We start from the raw sequence: 13,821 nt of genomic DNA, 5'->3' as shown, positions 1-13,821 counted from the left end.
GTGCGGAGGTTGCGCCCGCATTGCACAGTGATGACAAGTGTTTTCCTCGGTCTCACGAGCGTCGGTACGGCCTGTGAGACCGCTGGGTGCGGACCCAGTCACCGCCCGGAATGATCCGCCCCGACGCCCGCAGGGTCCTGGCCGGCCCCTCCCCCGCGAGATACACCCAGGCATCGCACCGCAGACCGTCGCAGATCACGCGCAGCGCCAGCCGCTCGTACAGATTCCCGCGCGCGCCCGGGACGTGGTCCTCCAGCCGGTCGAGGTCGGCGAGGACGGTGTCGTACTGGTCGGGCAGCACGTCCAGCAGCTCACCGTGCACGGTATCGGTGACGGGTTCGGCGGCCGGGGCAGCGACCGCGTAGGGGTAGCCGGGCCCGGCGTACAGCAGCGCCCCGGGCAGTACGGCGGGTCTCGGCGGTGCGGTACGGCCCTCCACCAGCGGGTGGTTGGCCTGGCCGGGACGCAGCGTCCCGTAGACGAAGAAGGGCAGGCGGGACGGGGGCGGCGGGGTCAAGGCGGCGGTCCTCTCTTCGCTGGCGGCGCGGCTGCGTCCATCGTGCCCGGAACCGTACCGGCGCCGTACGCGTCGATCCGGACGACGGAGTTGACCGCACGACAGAGTCGCTCAGCGAGGGGACGCCGAATGAAGCCGGGCCGGATACGTGCCGCCGTGCCCGCCGTGCTGCGCAGGCTGCGCCCGCCGCGGACCCGGCGCGGCCGCCAGCTCCTCCTGCAGGCCGTGATGGCCTGCTGCGTCCTGGCGCTGCTGCCCGCGACCTGGCTGCAGGTCACGGCGGACGGACGGGTGCGGGCGGTCGCGGACGTACCGTCGGAGCCGGTGGCAGTGGTGTTCGGCGCGGGCCTGGCGGACGGGAGACCGACGCCGTATCTCGCGCACCGGCTGGACGCGGGCGCCGAGCTGTACCGGACGCACAAGGTCCGGGCGATCCTGGTGACCGGCGACAACAGCCGCACCGACTACAACGAGCCGGGCGCGATGCTCGGCTATCTGCAGAAGCAGGGTGTGCCCGCGTCGAAGGTCGTGCTGGACTACGCGGGCTTCGACACCTGGGACTCGTGCAGCCGCGCCAAGCGGATCTTCGGTGTGGACCGGGCGATCCTCGTCAGCCAGGGCTTCCACATCCGGCGGGCGCTGGCGCTGTGCGACGCGGCGGGCGTCGAGGGGTACGGCGTCGGGGTCGACGAACCGCACGACGTGACGTGGTTCTACGGCGGCGGGCGCGAGCTCGTCGCGGCGACCAAGGCGGCGCTGGACATCGTGGTCGAGCCCGACCCGGTCTTCCTCGGACCCCGGGAGCCGGGCGTGACACGGGCCCTGGCCCCGGACCCGGCGGCACGCTGACGGACGTCCGCCCCGCCCTCACAGGGCGCCCGGCGGCGCGCTGAGGTGCGCGTACCGGCCGCGTAACCGCGTCGCGTACGGGGGCGAAACACGTACGGCGCAGGCTGGGCGGATGAGCCCGAGCACCATTGACACGCACTGTCCCTACTGCGCCCTGCAATGCGGCATGGGGCTCGCGGCGCTGCCGGCGGGCGGCGTCGAGGTCGTGGAACGGCCCGCGTTCCCGGTGAACCGGGGCGCGCTGTGCGGCAAGGGGCGCACCGCGCCCCAGGTGCTGGCACGCGGCGCGCGGCTGACCGGGCCGCTGGTGCGCGGCGCCGGCGGCGCGCTGGAGCCGGCCGGCTGGGACGAGGCGCTCGACCGGGTCGCCGAGGGACTGCTGCGGACGCGGGCCGAGCACGGTCGCGACGCCGTCGGGGTCTTCGGCGGCGGCGGGCTGACCAACGAGAAGGCGTACGCGCTCGGCAAGTTCGCGCGGGTGGTGCTGCGCACCTCGCAGATCGACTACAACGGCCGGTTCTGCATGTCCTCGGCGGCCGCCGCCCACCAGCGGGCCTTCGGCCTGGACCGGGGGCTGCCGTTCCCGCTGGAGGACATCGCCCGCACCGGCTGCGTGATCCTCGTCGGCTCCAACCTCGCCGAGACGATGCCACCCGCGCTGCGGTACCTCACGGAGCTGCGCGAGCGGGGTGGCAAGCTGATCGTCGTCGATCCGCGCCGCACCCGTACCGCCGAGCACGCGGATCTGCATCTGCAGCCGCGGCCCGGCACCGATCTGGCGCTCGCGCTCGGGCTGCTGCACCTCGCCGTCGCCGAGGGACATCTGGACGAGCGGTTCATCGCGGAGCGCACGACCGGCTGGGCCGAGGCGCGGCCGGGCGTCATGGCGCACTGGCCGGAACTGGTGGAACGCATCACCGGGGTGCCGGTGCCGCAACTCCGGGAGGCCGTGCGGATGTTCTGCGCGACACCGGAGAGCATGGTGCTCACCGCGCGCGGCCCCGAGCAGCAGTCCAAGGGCACCGACACCGTCAGCGCCTGGATCAACCTGTGCCTCGCGACCGGCCGCGCGGGCCGGCCGCTCTCCGGCTACGGCTGCCTCACCGGGCAGGGCAACGGGCAGGGCGGGCGCGAGCACGGCCAGAAGGCCGACCAGCTCCCCGGCTACCGCAAGCTGGACGACCCGGGCGCACGGGCGCACGTGGCGGCGGTGTGGGGTGTCGACCCGGACGACCTGCCGGCGCCGGGGCGCAGCGCGTACGAACTGCTGGACACGCTCGGCGTGGAGGTGCACGCGCTGCTGCTGATGGGCTCCAATCCGGTCGTCTCCGCGCCGAACGCCGCGCACATCACCGAACGGATCGCCTCGCTCGGCTTCCTCGCGGTCTGCGACGTCGTCCTGTCGGAGACGGCCGAGCTGGCGGACGTCGTGCTGCCGGTCACCCAGTGGGCGGAGGAGACCGGCACGACCACCAACCTGGAAGGCAGGGTCATCCTGCGCCGCAAGGCGATCGACCCGCCGCCGGAGGTCCGTACCGACCTGGAGGTGCTGAACGGGCTCGCCGCCCGGCTCGGGTGGGAGAAGGGCTTCCCCACCGACCCCGAGGAGGTCTTCGACGAGCTGCGCCGCGCGTCGGCGGGCGGCCCGGCGGACTACTCGGGCATCACCTACCGGCGGATCGCGGAGGAGGACGGCGTCTTCTGGCCGTGCCCGCAAACGTCTTCGGACGCCGCGCACCCCGGAACGCCCCGCCTCTTCCTGGACCGTTTCGCGACGCCGGACGGCCGGGCCCGCTTCGTCCCGGTCCTGCACCGGCCCTCCGCGGAGGAGCCGTCGGCCGACTACCCGCTCCATCTGACGACCGGCCGCGTCCTGGCGCAGTACCAGTCCGGTGCCCAGACCCGCCGTGTCCCCGAACTCAACGCCGCCTCCCCCGGCCCCTTCGTGCAGCTCCATCCACAGCTCGCCGCGCGCCTGGGGGTCGCCGAGGGCGACGTCCTCGCGGTCACCAGCCGCCGGGGCCGCGCCGTCGCCCCCGCGCTCATCAGCTCCGCCATCCGCCCCGACACCGTCTTCATGCCGTTCCACTGGCCGGGCGAGGGCCGCGCCAACACCCTGACCAACCCGGCTCTCGACCCGACGTCCCGCATGCCGGAGTTCAAGGTGTGCGCGGTGCGGGTGGAGGCGGTGGGTCCCGCGACCGGCTGAACGTACTCTGGGCCCTGTCCGGCAGATCAACAGAAGGAGCCGCCGTGCCCACGCCCCACACCTATGACACGCAGGTCACCTGGACCGGCAACCTCGGTACCGGGACGAGCACTTACCGCGCCTACGACCGTTCCCACGAGGTCTCGGCCGCCGGCGTACCCACCATCCTCGGCAGCTCCGACCCGACCTTCCGCGGCGACGCCTCCCGCTGGAACCCCGAGCAGCTGCTCCTCGCCGCACTGTCGCAGTGCCACATGCTCGCCTACCTGCACGTCTGCGCCGTCGGCGGCGTCACCGTCACCGCGTACACGGACAACGCGCACGGCACGATGGAAACCACCCCCGAGGGCGGCCACTTCACGGAAGCGGTCCTGCGCCCACAGGTCGAGGTCGCCTCCCAGGAGATGGCCGACAAGGCCGCCACCCTCCACGCCGACGCCCACCGCACGTGCTTCATCGCCGCCTCGGTCAACTTCCCGGTCCGCCACGAGCCGGTGATCACCGTCTCATCGCTCGCACCACGGGGCAACCGGTCCGCATGATCGATCTTCGATAGCGGCCGATGCGCCGCACCAACCACGTCGGACCACCTCACTCAACCGGGACCCGGCGCCGTCAGGCCCGGGCGCGCAGGCGGCGGAGCATGCGGGCGTCCTCGAAGCCGACGGCTCGGGCGGCGGATTCGATGGTGGAGCCGTGGGAGATGAGGTGTTCGGCGCGCTCGACGCGGAGGACCTGCTGGTAGCGGAGCGGGGTGAGGCCGGTGGCCTCGCCGAAGCGGCGGGTGAGGGTGCGTTCGCTGACGCCGGAGGTGGCGGCGAGGTCGGCGAGGCCGAGGTGTTCGGTGAAACGGGCGTCGATGAGGTCCTGGACGCGGTGGACGGCGTCGCTGAGGTGGGCGCGGTGCCGGAGCATCGCGCTGGTCTGCTGTTCGTCGCCGTTGCGGCGGGCGTAGACGACCATGTTGCGGGCGATGCGGGCGGCGGCGCCCGGCCCGTGCCGGCCGGCGACGAGGTGCAGCGCGAGGTCGATGCCGCTGGCGATGCCGGCGGACGTGACGATCCGGTCGTCGACCACGTAGAGCACATCGCGCACGACGGTGGCCCGCGGGTGGCGGACGGCGAGTTCGTCCTGCACGTCGTGGTGGGTGGTGCAGCGGCGGCCGTCGAGGAGGCCGGCCCGGCCGAGGGCGTCGGCGCCCGCGCAGATGCTGGCGACGACGCCGCCCGCGGCGTGGTGGTCGCGCAGCCGCTGGAGCGTGGACTCCGCCACGTGCCCGTTCTGCCTCAGCGTGCGGGACCGCCAGCCCGGGACGATCACCAGGTCGTCGGGGGTGAGGTCGGGCCAGCGGGTTGCCGCCCTGAGCGGTACGCCCTGGGCGGTCGGGATGTCTTCCTGCTCGCCGACGTAGGCGGTCTCGTAGTCGTAGCCGAAGTCGGCCGCGGTCGAGAACACCTGCGCCGGGCCCGCGAGATCCAGCAGGTGCAGGTGCGGGACGAGCAGGAAGACGACCCGGGTCACGATCCGGTCAGCTCCTTGACGGTGGTCACCCGGGCGAACCGGCCGGCGAGCGCGTACTCGGTGCGCGCGATGATGTCGTCGGTCTGCAGGGTGCGGGGGTCGGCGAGGATCTCCTCGACCGAGCGGCCGGCCGGCGCGTCCCAGTGCTCGCACGGGGTGGTGGCGGTCGCGTCGGTGACGAAGGTGACCTCGTAGCCGAGGTCGGAGGCGAGCCGGGTGGTCGTCTCGACGCACTGCTCGGTGCGGATGCCGCTGGTGATGACCTCGGTGACGCCGCGCGAGGTGAGGAGCTGCTGGAGGTTGGTGGTGGTGAAGGCGTTGTGCGCGGTCTTGGTGAGCACCGGCTCGCCGTCGAGCGGCTCCAGTCCCTCCATCAGGCGCACGTGACCGCTGGCCGGGTCGAAGACCCCGCCGGTGCCGGGCTCGCTGTGCAGCACCCAGACGACGAGGTCGCCCTCGTCGCGGGCGTGCGCCACGAGGCGGTTCACCTGGCCGACGATGCCGGGGTTGGACGAGGCCTGCCACAGCGGGTGCTGGAGGAAGGACTGCTGGACGTCGATGACGATCAGTGCTCGGTTCATGCCTCGATCCTGGCCCTCGGCGGAGTCCGCGGTACAGACACCATTGTGCCTGGATGCGGAACGATCCGGTCACCGATCACGCGTCGGCGGGCGGTCCGGCGGGCGGCAGGGCGAGGGTGCGCAGCGCGGCGAGCAGCGCTTCCTGGTCGGGCGCCGCGCCGAAGAACGCCGCGTCGGTCGCCTCGACCGTGGCGACCGCCTCGGTGGCCAGCTCGGCGCCCGCGGGCGTGATGCCGAGCCGCTTGGCCCGGGTGTCGCTCGGATCGGTCACGCGGGTGAGCAGGCCCTTGTCCTCCAGCCGGCGCAGCACCTGGGACGTCATCTTCACGTCCGTGCCGCTGTGCCGGGCCAGTTGGAGCTGGTTGGGCTGCTCGCCCTGGCTGTCGAGCCACCACAGCCCGGCCAGCAGGACGAACTGGGCGTGGGTGAGATCGAGCGGCGCCAGGGCCGCCGCGATGGCGCGCTGCCAGTGGAGGGAGGTGCGCCAGAACAGGAAACCGGGGCTGTCGTCGGGTGCGGCCATCATCAGACCGTACCCGTCCCCACCGGCCGTCAGCGGATTCGGGGGCAGCAATCTTCGCAGAGATCATCTACGCGCAGTCTTTATTCTGGTTCGGGTGCGGCCCGGGTTCGGCTCTCGTGCGGCTCAGAGCCGCGCCGCCATCCGTCTCACACCCGCCGCCGTCCCGCGCTGAGGGCACCGTTCCCTCAGGGAAACGGACGCGATGCGGCCGGGTAACAGCCGCGCCGCAGGCTGACCGGCATGGACATCGAAGCGGGCACGGAGATCGTGGTGGTGGGCGGCGGGATGGCGGGTGCGCGCCTGGCGCAGCAGCTCGCGCCCGCCGCCCCCGGCGTCCGCGTGACGCTGTTCGGGGAGGAGGCGCACGCCCCGTACAACCGGGTGCTGCTCGCCGAGGTACTCGCCGGACGGTACGAGCCGGACGTCATCACGCTGCCGGACGCCACCTGCACCGTACGGCGCGTGGTGCGGGTGGACCGCGCCGAGCGCCTCGTGATCTGCGACGACGGCTCCGCCACTCGCTACGACCGGCTGGTGCTGGCCACCGGCTCCAACCCGGTGCTCCCGCCGCTGCGCGGCCTGTTCGAGGCCGGGCGCGGTGAACTGCCGCTGGGCGTGCACGCCTTCCGCACCATGGACGACTGCCTGGCGCTGTCCGGGGCGCTGCACCCCGGCGTGCGGGCGGTCGTCGTCGGGGGCGGGCTGCTCGGGGTCTCCGCGGCGCGGGCGCTGGCGGCGCGCGGCGCCCATGTCGTCCTGCTCCAGCAGGGCGAGTACCTGATGGAGCGGCAGCTGGACGAGCAGTCCGGCAGGCTGCTGCGCACGCATCTGGAGTCGATGGGCATCGAGGTCCACACGGAGTGCCGGGTGCGGGGACTGCGGACCGCCCCGGACGGTACGCCGCAGGCCGTCCGCGCCGTCCGGTCCGTCGAACTCGCCGACGGCTACTGCCTCGGCACCGACCTGGTCGTTCTCGCCTGCGGTGTGCGGCCCCGCACCGGGCTGGCGCAGGCGGCGGGGCTCGAGGTCGACCGGGGCATCGTCGTGGACGACGAGCTGCGGACGTCCGACCCGTTCATCCACGCGATCGGCGACTGCTCGCAGCACGGCGGTGTCGTGTACGGCCTGGCGAACGCGGCCCGTGAACAGGCGGACGCGCTGGCGCTGCTGCTCACCGAGGCGGCGCGGGGGCCCGCCCCCGGCCGCCCCGCGGACCCACCGCGCTACACCGGCACCCGCGCCCTGACCCGGCTGACCCTCGGCGGCTCCCCCGCGCCCGCAGCCAACGCCTCAGAGCCCACCCGTACCGGTGCCACCGGGATCGCCCCCTTCGACCTCGCCGCGTTCGGCGACCCGCTGCCGGTCCCCGGCGACGACGTACTGCGCCTCACGGACGCGACCCGCGGCGCCTACCGGAAGGTCGTCATCCGTGACGACCGGCTGGTCGGCGGGATCCTGCTCGGCGATCTCGCCGCGGTGGGCACGCTCGCCCGCACCTGGGAGGCCGACGAGCCGCTCCCGGCCTCATCCGCTCCGCTGCTCCACCTGCTCACCAACGACGGAGGTTCCTGACCATGGCTGTTGACACGATGGCTGGCGGCACGACGGACGTTCCCACGGTTCCGACGATCGTGCTGGTCGGACACGGCATGGTCGGTCAGCGGTTCCTGGAGGCGCTCGCCGACCGGGGCGTCACCGAGCGGACGCGGGTGGTCGTGCTGTGCGAGGAGCCCCGCGCGGCGTACGACCGGGTCCATCTGACCTCGTACTTCTCCGGGACGACGCCGGACGGACTCGCCCTCGCCGAGGACGGCTTCATGGAGAAGCACGGCATCGAGCTGCGGCTGGGGGATCCCGCGCTCACCGTCGACCGCGCGGCCCGCACCGTGACCGCCCGCTCCGGGCTGACCTTCGGGTACGACACGCTGGTGCTGGCCACCGGCTCCTTCCCGTTCGTGCCGCCGGTCCCGGGCAAGGACGCCGAGGGCTGCTTCGTGTACCGCACCATCGAGGACCTGCTGGCGATCGAGGAGTACGCCGCGACCGGCGGCACCGGCACGGTCGTCGGCGGCGGACTGCTGGGCCTGGAGGCGGCGGGCGCCCTGAAGGGGCTCGGACTGGACACGCACGTAGTGGAGTTCGCGCCGCGCCTGATGCCGGTGCAGATCGACGAGGGCGGCGGCGAGGCGCTGCGGCGCACCATCGAGGAGATGGGCGTCACCGTCCACACGGGTGTCGGCACCCAGGCGATCGTGGCGGGCGAGGACGGCAGGGTCGCCGCGATGTCGCTGTCGGACGGCTCGACGCTCACGACCGGCCTGGTGGTCTTCTCGGCCGGCGTCCGCCCCCGCGACCAGCTGGCCCGGGAGTGCGGGCTGCCGGTCGGCGAGCGCGGCGGGATCGTCGTGGACGAGCAGTGCAGGACCGAGGACGAGGCGGTGTACGCGATCGGCGAGTGCGCGCTGGCCTCCGACGGCCGGGTGTACGGGCTGGTCGCGCCCGGCTACGAGATGGCGGAGACGGCGGCGAAGGCGATCGCGGGCGACGCGGGTTCCTTCAAGGGCGCGGATCTGTCGACGAAGCTCAAGCTGCTCGGCGTGGACGTGGCGAGCTTCGGCGACGCCCACGGCGCCACCCCCGGCTGCCTGGACGTGCTGTACTCCGACTCCCGTTCCGGCGTGTACAAGAAGCTGGTGGTCTCGCGCGAGGGTGTGCTGCTGGGCGGCATCCTGGTCGGCGACGCCGACTCGTACGGCATGCTGCGCCCGATGACCGGCTCGGTGCCGCCGGTGCCGCCCGAGCGGCTGGTGCTGCCTGCGGGCGCCGGAGGGCCGGTCGAACTCGGGCCGTCGTCGCTGCCCGACACGGCGGTGATCTGCAGCTGCCACAACGTCACCAAGGGCGCGATCCTCGGCGCCGTCACCGAGCACTCCTGCACCACCGTGCCGCAGCTCAAGAAGTGCACCAAGGCCGGCACGGGCTGCGGCAGTTGCCTGAAGGTGCTGGGGCAGCTGCTGCCGCCCGCCGAGGACAAGGGGCTGTGCGGCTGCTTCGCGCACACCCGCCAGGAGCTGTACGAGATCGTGCGCGCGCTGCGGGTCACCTCGTTCGCGGCACTGCTCGACAGCCACGGGCGCGAGGCGGCCAGGGGCGGCGAGGGCTGCGAGGTCTGCAAGCCGGCGGTGGCCTCGGTCATCGCCTCGCTGGCGCCGTCGATCGGCGCTCCGGTGCATGTACTGGACGGCGGACAGGCCGCGCTCCAGGACACCAACGACCACTTCCTGGCGAACCTGCAGCGCAACGGCTCGTACTCGATCGTGCCGCGTATCCCCGGCGGTGAGATCACCCCGGAGAAGCTCATCGTGATCGGCGAGGTGGCCCGGGACTTCGGCCTCTACACGAAGATCACCGGCGGGCAGCGGATCGACCTCTTCGGCGCCCGTGTCGACCAGCTGCCGCTGATCTGGACACGGCTGGTGGACGCCGGGTTCGAGTCGGGGCACGCGTACGGCAAGGCGCTGCGCACCGTGAAGTCGTGCGTGGGCAGCACCTGGTGCCGGTACGGCGTCCAGGACAGCGTGAAGATGGCCATCGGCCTGGAGTTGCGCTACCGGGGGCTGCGTTCGCCGCACAAGCTCAAGTCCGCCGTCTCGGGGTGCGCCCGCGAGTGCGCGGAGGCCCGTGGCAAGGACTTCGGGATCATCGCCACCGCGTCGGGCTGGAACCTGTACGTCGGCGGCAACGGCGGCGCCGACCCGCGCCACGCGGACCTGCTGGCACAGGACCTCAGCGACGCGGAACTGGTCCGGCTCATCGACCGCTTCCTGATGTTCTACATCCGCACCGCGGACCGGCTGGAGCGTACCTCCGCCTGGCTGGAGCGGATCGAGGGCGGCCTGGAGCACGTCCGCGACGTCGTCGTGCACGACTCGCTGGGCATCTGCGACGAGCTGGAGTCACTGATGTCCGCGCATGTCGCGGGGTACCGCGACGAGTGGGCCGACACCATCAACGACCCCGAGCGGCTGAGCCGCTTCGTCTCCTTCGTCAACGCGCCGGACGTGCCCGACCCCAGCGTCCGGTTCGTCGAGGAGCGCGACCAGGTCAAGCCCGATCTGGATCTGCTGGCCGGCCCGGTGCTGCTGGCCGGCCCCACCCTCGCCATCCGCACCCTCGAAGGGACGGTCACCGCATGACCATCGAACTCCTCCTCGACGACGCCTGGTTCCCGGTCTGCGACGACGCCCTGCTGACCCCGGGCCGGGGCGTCGCCGCCCTGCTGCCCGACGGCTCGCAGGCCGCCCTCTTCCAGGACCGCCACGGCGCCCTCTACGCGATCGGCAACCGGGACCCGTTCACCGGCGCCTACGTGCTGTCCCGCGGCCTGCTCGGCTCGGCGGCGGGCCGGGCGTACGTCGCCTCACCGCTGCTCAAGCAGCGCTTCGACCTGGCGACCGGCACCTGCCTGGACGACGAATCGGTCAGTACCGCCTCGTATGCCGTCAGGTCCCAGTAATCCCCCATACAGCGCGACCGCGTCACGTAATGTGGCGAATGTACAGCGAATTGACAAGGTTAGGTTTACCTAACCTAAGATCGACCGGTGCTCAAGACCCAGCGGACGGCCGTCGCCGGCCAGCTCCCCTCCCCGGTCCGGCGGATACCGCTGTTCCTGCTCGGCGCCGTCGCGTTGACGGCGTGCGCCGCCGCGAGCCTCGCACTCGGCTCGCGGCCGGTCCCCCTCGGCACCGTGCTCGACGCCCTGTTCCACCACGCTCGCGGCCGTGACGCCGTGGTGGTCACCGGGCTGCGCGTACCGCGCACCCTGATCGGGCTCGCGGTCGGCGCGGCGCTCGGGGTGGCGGGCGCCGTCGCCCAGGGCGTCACCCGCAACCCGCTGGCCTCGCCGACCACTCTGGGGATCAACGCGGGCGCCGGCTTCGCCGTCGTGACCGCGATCTACGCACTGCATCTGACGCACCCTTCCCAGTACTTGTGGTTCGCGTTCGCCGGAGCCGCGGCCGCCGCGCTCTTCGCCCAGACGCTCGCCCGGCGGGCGGGCGACCTGGACCCGGTACGGCTCGCACTGGGCGGCACGGTGCTGACGGCCGTCCTGGTGTCCTGGACGTCCGCCGTGATGCTGGCGAGCAACCGCACCCTGGACGAAGCCCGGTTCTGGCTCGCCGGCTCGCTCTCCGGGCGGACACTCGACGTCCTCTACCCCGTACTCCCGCTGATCGCCATCGGGTTGGTCATCGCGCTGGCCATCACCCCGGCGCTCAACGCCCTGGCCCTCGGTGACGAGACCGCGCAGGCCCTGGGCGTGCCGGTGGCCAGGATCCGGGTCGCCGGCGGCCTCTCCGTGGTGCTGCTCGCGGGCTCCGCCGTCGCGGTGGCGGGACCGGTCGCCTTCATCGGGCTGGCCGCCCCGCACCTGGTGCGGCTGGTGTTCGGCAACGACCACCGGCTGCTGGTCCCCGGCTGTCTGATCGCCGGCCCGCTGCTGCTGCTCGGCGCCGACGTCCTGGGCCGCGTCATGATCGCGCCCTCCGAACTGGAGGTCGGCATCGTCACCGCCTTCCTCGGCGCGCCGCTGCTCGCGGTGCTGGCCCGGAAGGTGGCCCGATGACGCCGCCCGCCCCCACGACCCCGCCCACGCCCGTGACCCCGCCCGCCCCCACGACGACGCAGTCCCTCGTCCCCGCACCCCGGAAGGATGCCAAGGATGCCTCCGCCGCCCCGAAGCGGCGGCCCTCCCGCGGGCGCCGGACCGCGCTGTTGAGCGTCTGCGCCGTGGCGGCGATCCTCGTACTGGCCACCACCGCGCTCACCACCGGGCAGATCCCGATGCCCCCGCTCACCGCGCTGCGCGCCCTGATCGGCCTCGGCGACTCCGGCGACGTACTGGTGGTCCAGGAGTTCCGGGCGCCCCGGATGGCGGCGGCGATCGTCGCCGGAGCGGGCCTCGCCGTCGCCGGCGGGCTGCTGCAGCGGCTGTTCCGCAACCCACTCGCCTCCCCCGACGTCATGGGCGTGACCGGCGGCGCCTCCCTCGGCGCCGTCTCGCTGCTCGCCACCGGCGCCTCGCAGACCCTCATCCCGCTGGCCGCCCTCGGCGGCGGGCTGCTCGCCGCCGTCCTGCTCGGCGCGTTCGCCTGGCGCTCGGGGCTCGGCGTCACCCGTCTCGTCCTGGTGGGGCTGGCCGTTCAGGCGGGCCTGGCCGCCGCCGTCAACCTGATGGTGGTGCGCTTCCCCGCCGAACTCGCCAACTCCGCGCTGCAGTGGACGACGGGGTCGCTCTACGGGCGGACCTGGACCGAGGTGTCCGCCGCCGGCGGCGCCGTGGCCGCCGCGATGGCCGCCGCGTTCGTCCTCCACCGGCGCCTCGCCGTCCTCGACCTGGGCGACGACTCCGCGGGCGGGCTCGGCCTGGCGCCGTCCGCCGCACGCCTCCAACTGCTGCTCACCGCCATCGTGCTGGCCTCGCTGGCCGCGGCGCTCACCGGCCCGGTCGCGTTCGTCGCACTCGCCGTACCGCACGTGGTCCGTTTCCTCGCCGGGCCGCCGACCGCCGGAACGCTCGCGCTGTCGGCCCTCACCGGCGCCGTCCTGCTGCTCGGCTCCGACCTGGTCGTCCAGCATCTGCTGCCGGTGCACGGACTGCCCGTCGGCGTGGTCACCGCGACCCTCGGCGCCCCCTGGCTACTCGTCCTGATGATTCGTCAGAGCAGGCCCACGCACAGGAGTTTCGGATGACCGCCCGCGCCGACCGGCCGAACCGCACCAACCAGCTCTCCACCCACGGCCTGGACCTGCGCTACGGCGACCGTCTGGTGATCGGCGGCCTGGACCTCGTCCTGCCCGGCGGCGCCGTCACCGCCATCGTCGGCCCCAACGCCTGCGGGAAGTCGACGCTGCTGCGCGGGCTGTCCCGGCTGCTCTCCCCCGCCGCCGGCACCGTGGCCCTGGACGGCGCGGACATCCACCGGATGCCCGCCCGTTCGCTGGCCCGCCGGATGGGGCTGCTGCCGCAGCAGCCGGTCACCCCCGACGCGATCACCGTCGAGGCGCTGGTCCGGCTCGGCCGCTACCCGCACCAGCGGCTGCTCAGCCCCTGGTCGGCCACCGACCAGGCCGCCGTCGACGAGGCACTGGAGCGCACCGGCACCACGGAACTACGCGACCAGCACGTGGACCAGCTCTCCGGCGGTCAGCGGCAGCGCGCCTGGATCGCGCTGGCCCTCGCCCAGGACACCGAGCTGCTGCTCCTCGACGAGCCCACCACCTTCCTCGACCTGCGGCACCAACTCGACGTCCTCGACCTGGTGTCGGACCTGCACACCGAGTCCGGGCGCACCGTCGTCATGGTGCTGCACGACCTCGGCCAGGCCGCCCGGTACGCCGACCATCTCGTCGTCCTCCAGGAGGGCCGGCCGGCCGCGGCCGGGCCGCCCTCCGAGGTGCTCGACGCGGCGCTGGTGAAGGCCGTGTTCGACGTGGACTGCCAGGTCATCCCCGACCCCGAGACCGGCACCCCGCTCGTCGTGCCCCGCGGCCGCGCCAGACGGCACGCCACCGCCGTCGCCGGCTGAGCCCCGACCTTTCCCTTCCCCGTCCCCCT

13 protein-coding genes are annotated in these 13,821 nt (G+C 73.4%); 9 read left to right on the top strand and 4 right to left on the bottom strand.

Annotated features, from left to right (window positions below; translation table 11 throughout):
* Nucleotides 1-52: 52 nt before the first annotated feature.
* Nucleotides 53-517, bottom strand: coding sequence for a gamma-glutamylcyclotransferase (locus tag G3I60_RS15405; protein ID WP_138353238.1), 465 nt, complete (start codon nt 515-517; stop codon nt 53-55).
* 129 nt (nt 518-646) lie between these two features.
* Here G3I60_RS15405 and G3I60_RS15400 point away from each other — a divergent pair, with 129 nt between their 5' ends.
* The 3 genes from G3I60_RS15400 to G3I60_RS15390 all read left to right on the top strand — a co-directional run bounded on the left by G3I60_RS15400 (nt 647) and on the right by G3I60_RS15390 (nt 4,117).
* Nucleotides 647-1,366 (top strand): vancomycin high temperature exclusion protein, encoded by a 720-nt coding sequence (locus G3I60_RS15400; RefSeq protein WP_164294029.1) that lies wholly within the window; start codon nt 647-649, stop codon nt 1,364-1,366.
* Between the two features lie 112 nt (nt 1,367-1,478).
* The gene (locus G3I60_RS15395; RefSeq protein WP_138353236.1) at nt 1,479-3,575 is read left to right on the top strand and encodes a molybdopterin oxidoreductase family protein; all 2,097 of its coding nucleotides are present in this window, start codon (nt 1,479-1,481) and stop codon (nt 3,573-3,575) included.
* Between the two features lie 44 nt (nt 3,576-3,619).
* On the top strand, nt 3,620-4,117 hold the full coding sequence (locus G3I60_RS15390; RefSeq protein ID WP_138353235.1) for an OsmC family protein: 498 nt from the start codon (nt 3,620-3,622) through the stop codon (nt 4,115-4,117).
* Nucleotides 4,118-4,190: 73 nt separating this feature from the next.
* Here G3I60_RS15390 and G3I60_RS15385 read toward each other — a convergent pair whose 3' ends face one another.
* The 3 genes from G3I60_RS15385 to G3I60_RS15375 form a co-directional block, all read right to left on the bottom strand.
* On the bottom strand, nt 4,191-5,096 hold the full coding sequence (locus G3I60_RS15385) for a DJ-1/PfpI family protein (RefSeq protein WP_164607211.1): 906 nt from the start codon (nt 5,094-5,096) through the stop codon (nt 4,191-4,193).
* Nucleotides 5,093-5,677 (bottom strand): cysteine hydrolase family protein, encoded by a 585-nt coding sequence (locus G3I60_RS15380; protein WP_164294027.1) that lies wholly within the window; start codon nt 5,675-5,677, stop codon nt 5,093-5,095. Before G3I60_RS15380 ends, G3I60_RS15385 begins: the two co-directional genes overlap by 4 nt.
* Nucleotides 5,678-5,753: 76 nt before the next feature.
* Complete coding sequence (locus G3I60_RS15375; protein WP_232484976.1) at nt 5,754-6,200, bottom strand: MarR family winged helix-turn-helix transcriptional regulator; 447 nt, start codon at nt 6,198-6,200, stop codon at nt 5,754-5,756.
* A gap of 240 nt (nt 6,201-6,440) precedes the next feature.
* Between G3I60_RS15375 and G3I60_RS15370 the strand changes: the two genes are divergently transcribed.
* The 6 genes from G3I60_RS15370 to G3I60_RS15345 all read left to right on the top strand — a co-directional run bounded on the left by G3I60_RS15370 (nt 6,441) and on the right by G3I60_RS15345 (nt 13,792).
* A complete protein-coding gene (locus G3I60_RS15370; protein WP_203672991.1) occupies nt 6,441-7,772 on the top strand; it encodes an NAD(P)/FAD-dependent oxidoreductase in 1,332 nt (443 codons plus the stop codon).
* A 2-nt stretch (nt 7,773-7,774) separates the two neighbouring features.
* A complete protein-coding gene (gene nirB / locus G3I60_RS15365) occupies nt 7,775-10,396 on the top strand; it encodes a nitrite reductase large subunit NirB (RefSeq protein ID WP_239069856.1) in 2,622 nt (873 codons plus the stop codon).
* Nucleotides 10,393-10,716, top strand: coding sequence for a nitrite reductase small subunit NirD (gene nirD / locus G3I60_RS15360; RefSeq protein ID WP_138353231.1), 324 nt, complete (start codon nt 10,393-10,395; stop codon nt 10,714-10,716). The genes nirB and nirD overlap by 4 nt, the downstream gene beginning before the upstream one ends.
* Before the next feature lie 144 nt (nt 10,717-10,860).
* Complete coding sequence (locus G3I60_RS15355) at nt 10,861-11,829, top strand: iron ABC transporter permease (protein ID WP_343241035.1); 969 nt, start codon at nt 10,861-10,863, stop codon at nt 11,827-11,829.
* Nucleotides 11,826-12,956 carry an iron chelate uptake ABC transporter family permease subunit gene (locus tag G3I60_RS15350; RefSeq protein WP_164607209.1) on the top strand — a complete coding sequence of 377 codons (1,131 nt, stop codon included), beginning with the start codon at nt 11,826-11,828 and terminating at the stop codon, nt 12,954-12,956. The genes G3I60_RS15355 and G3I60_RS15350 overlap by 4 nt, the downstream gene beginning before the upstream one ends.
* Nucleotides 12,953-13,792: an ABC transporter ATP-binding protein gene (locus G3I60_RS15345; protein ID WP_164294024.1), complete on the top strand. Its 840-nt coding sequence runs from the start codon at nt 12,953-12,955 to the stop codon at nt 13,790-13,792. Before G3I60_RS15350 ends, G3I60_RS15345 begins: the two co-directional genes overlap by 4 nt.
* Nucleotides 13,793-13,821: the final 29 nt, after the last annotated feature.

It is taken from the genome of Streptomyces sp. SID13666 (assembly GCF_010548325.1).
Classification (GTDB): Bacteria; Actinomycetota; Actinomycetes; order Streptomycetales; family Streptomycetaceae; genus Actinacidiphila; species Actinacidiphila fildesensis.
The sequence above is the reverse complement of the archived record's forward strand: the minus strand, read 5'-3'. Positions and strand labels throughout refer to the sequence as shown.

What these genes read in the sequence shown, in the direction of transcription:
- G3I60_RS15400 (WP_164294029.1), top strand. Translation starts at nt 647, where the DNA reads ATGAAGCCGGGCCGGATACGTGCCGCCGTGCCCGCCGTGCTGCGCAGG.
- G3I60_RS15395 (WP_138353236.1), top strand. Translation starts at nt 1,479, where the DNA reads ATGAGCCCGAGCACCATTGACACGCACTGTCCCTACTGCGCCCTGCAA.
- G3I60_RS15380 (WP_164294027.1), bottom strand. Translation starts at nt 5,677, where the DNA reads ATGAACCGAGCACTGATCGTCATCGACGTCCAGCAGTCCTTCCTCCAG.
- G3I60_RS15375 (WP_232484976.1), bottom strand. Translation starts at nt 6,200, where the DNA reads ATGGCCGCACCCGACGACAGCCCCGGTTTCCTGTTCTGGCGCACCTCC.
- G3I60_RS15370 (WP_203672991.1), top strand. Translation starts at nt 6,441, where the DNA reads ATGGACATCGAAGCGGGCACGGAGATCGTGGTGGTGGGCGGCGGGATG.
- nirB (WP_239069856.1), top strand. Translation starts at nt 7,775, where the DNA reads ATGGCTGTTGACACGATGGCTGGCGGCACGACGGACGTTCCCACGGTT.
- nirD (WP_138353231.1), top strand. Translation starts at nt 10,393, where the DNA reads ATGACCATCGAACTCCTCCTCGACGACGCCTGGTTCCCGGTCTGCGAC.
- G3I60_RS15350 (WP_164607209.1), top strand. Translation starts at nt 11,826, where the DNA reads ATGACGCCGCCCGCCCCCACGACCCCGCCCACGCCCGTGACCCCGCCC.
- G3I60_RS15345 (WP_164294024.1), top strand. Translation starts at nt 12,953, where the DNA reads ATGACCGCCCGCGCCGACCGGCCGAACCGCACCAACCAGCTCTCCACC.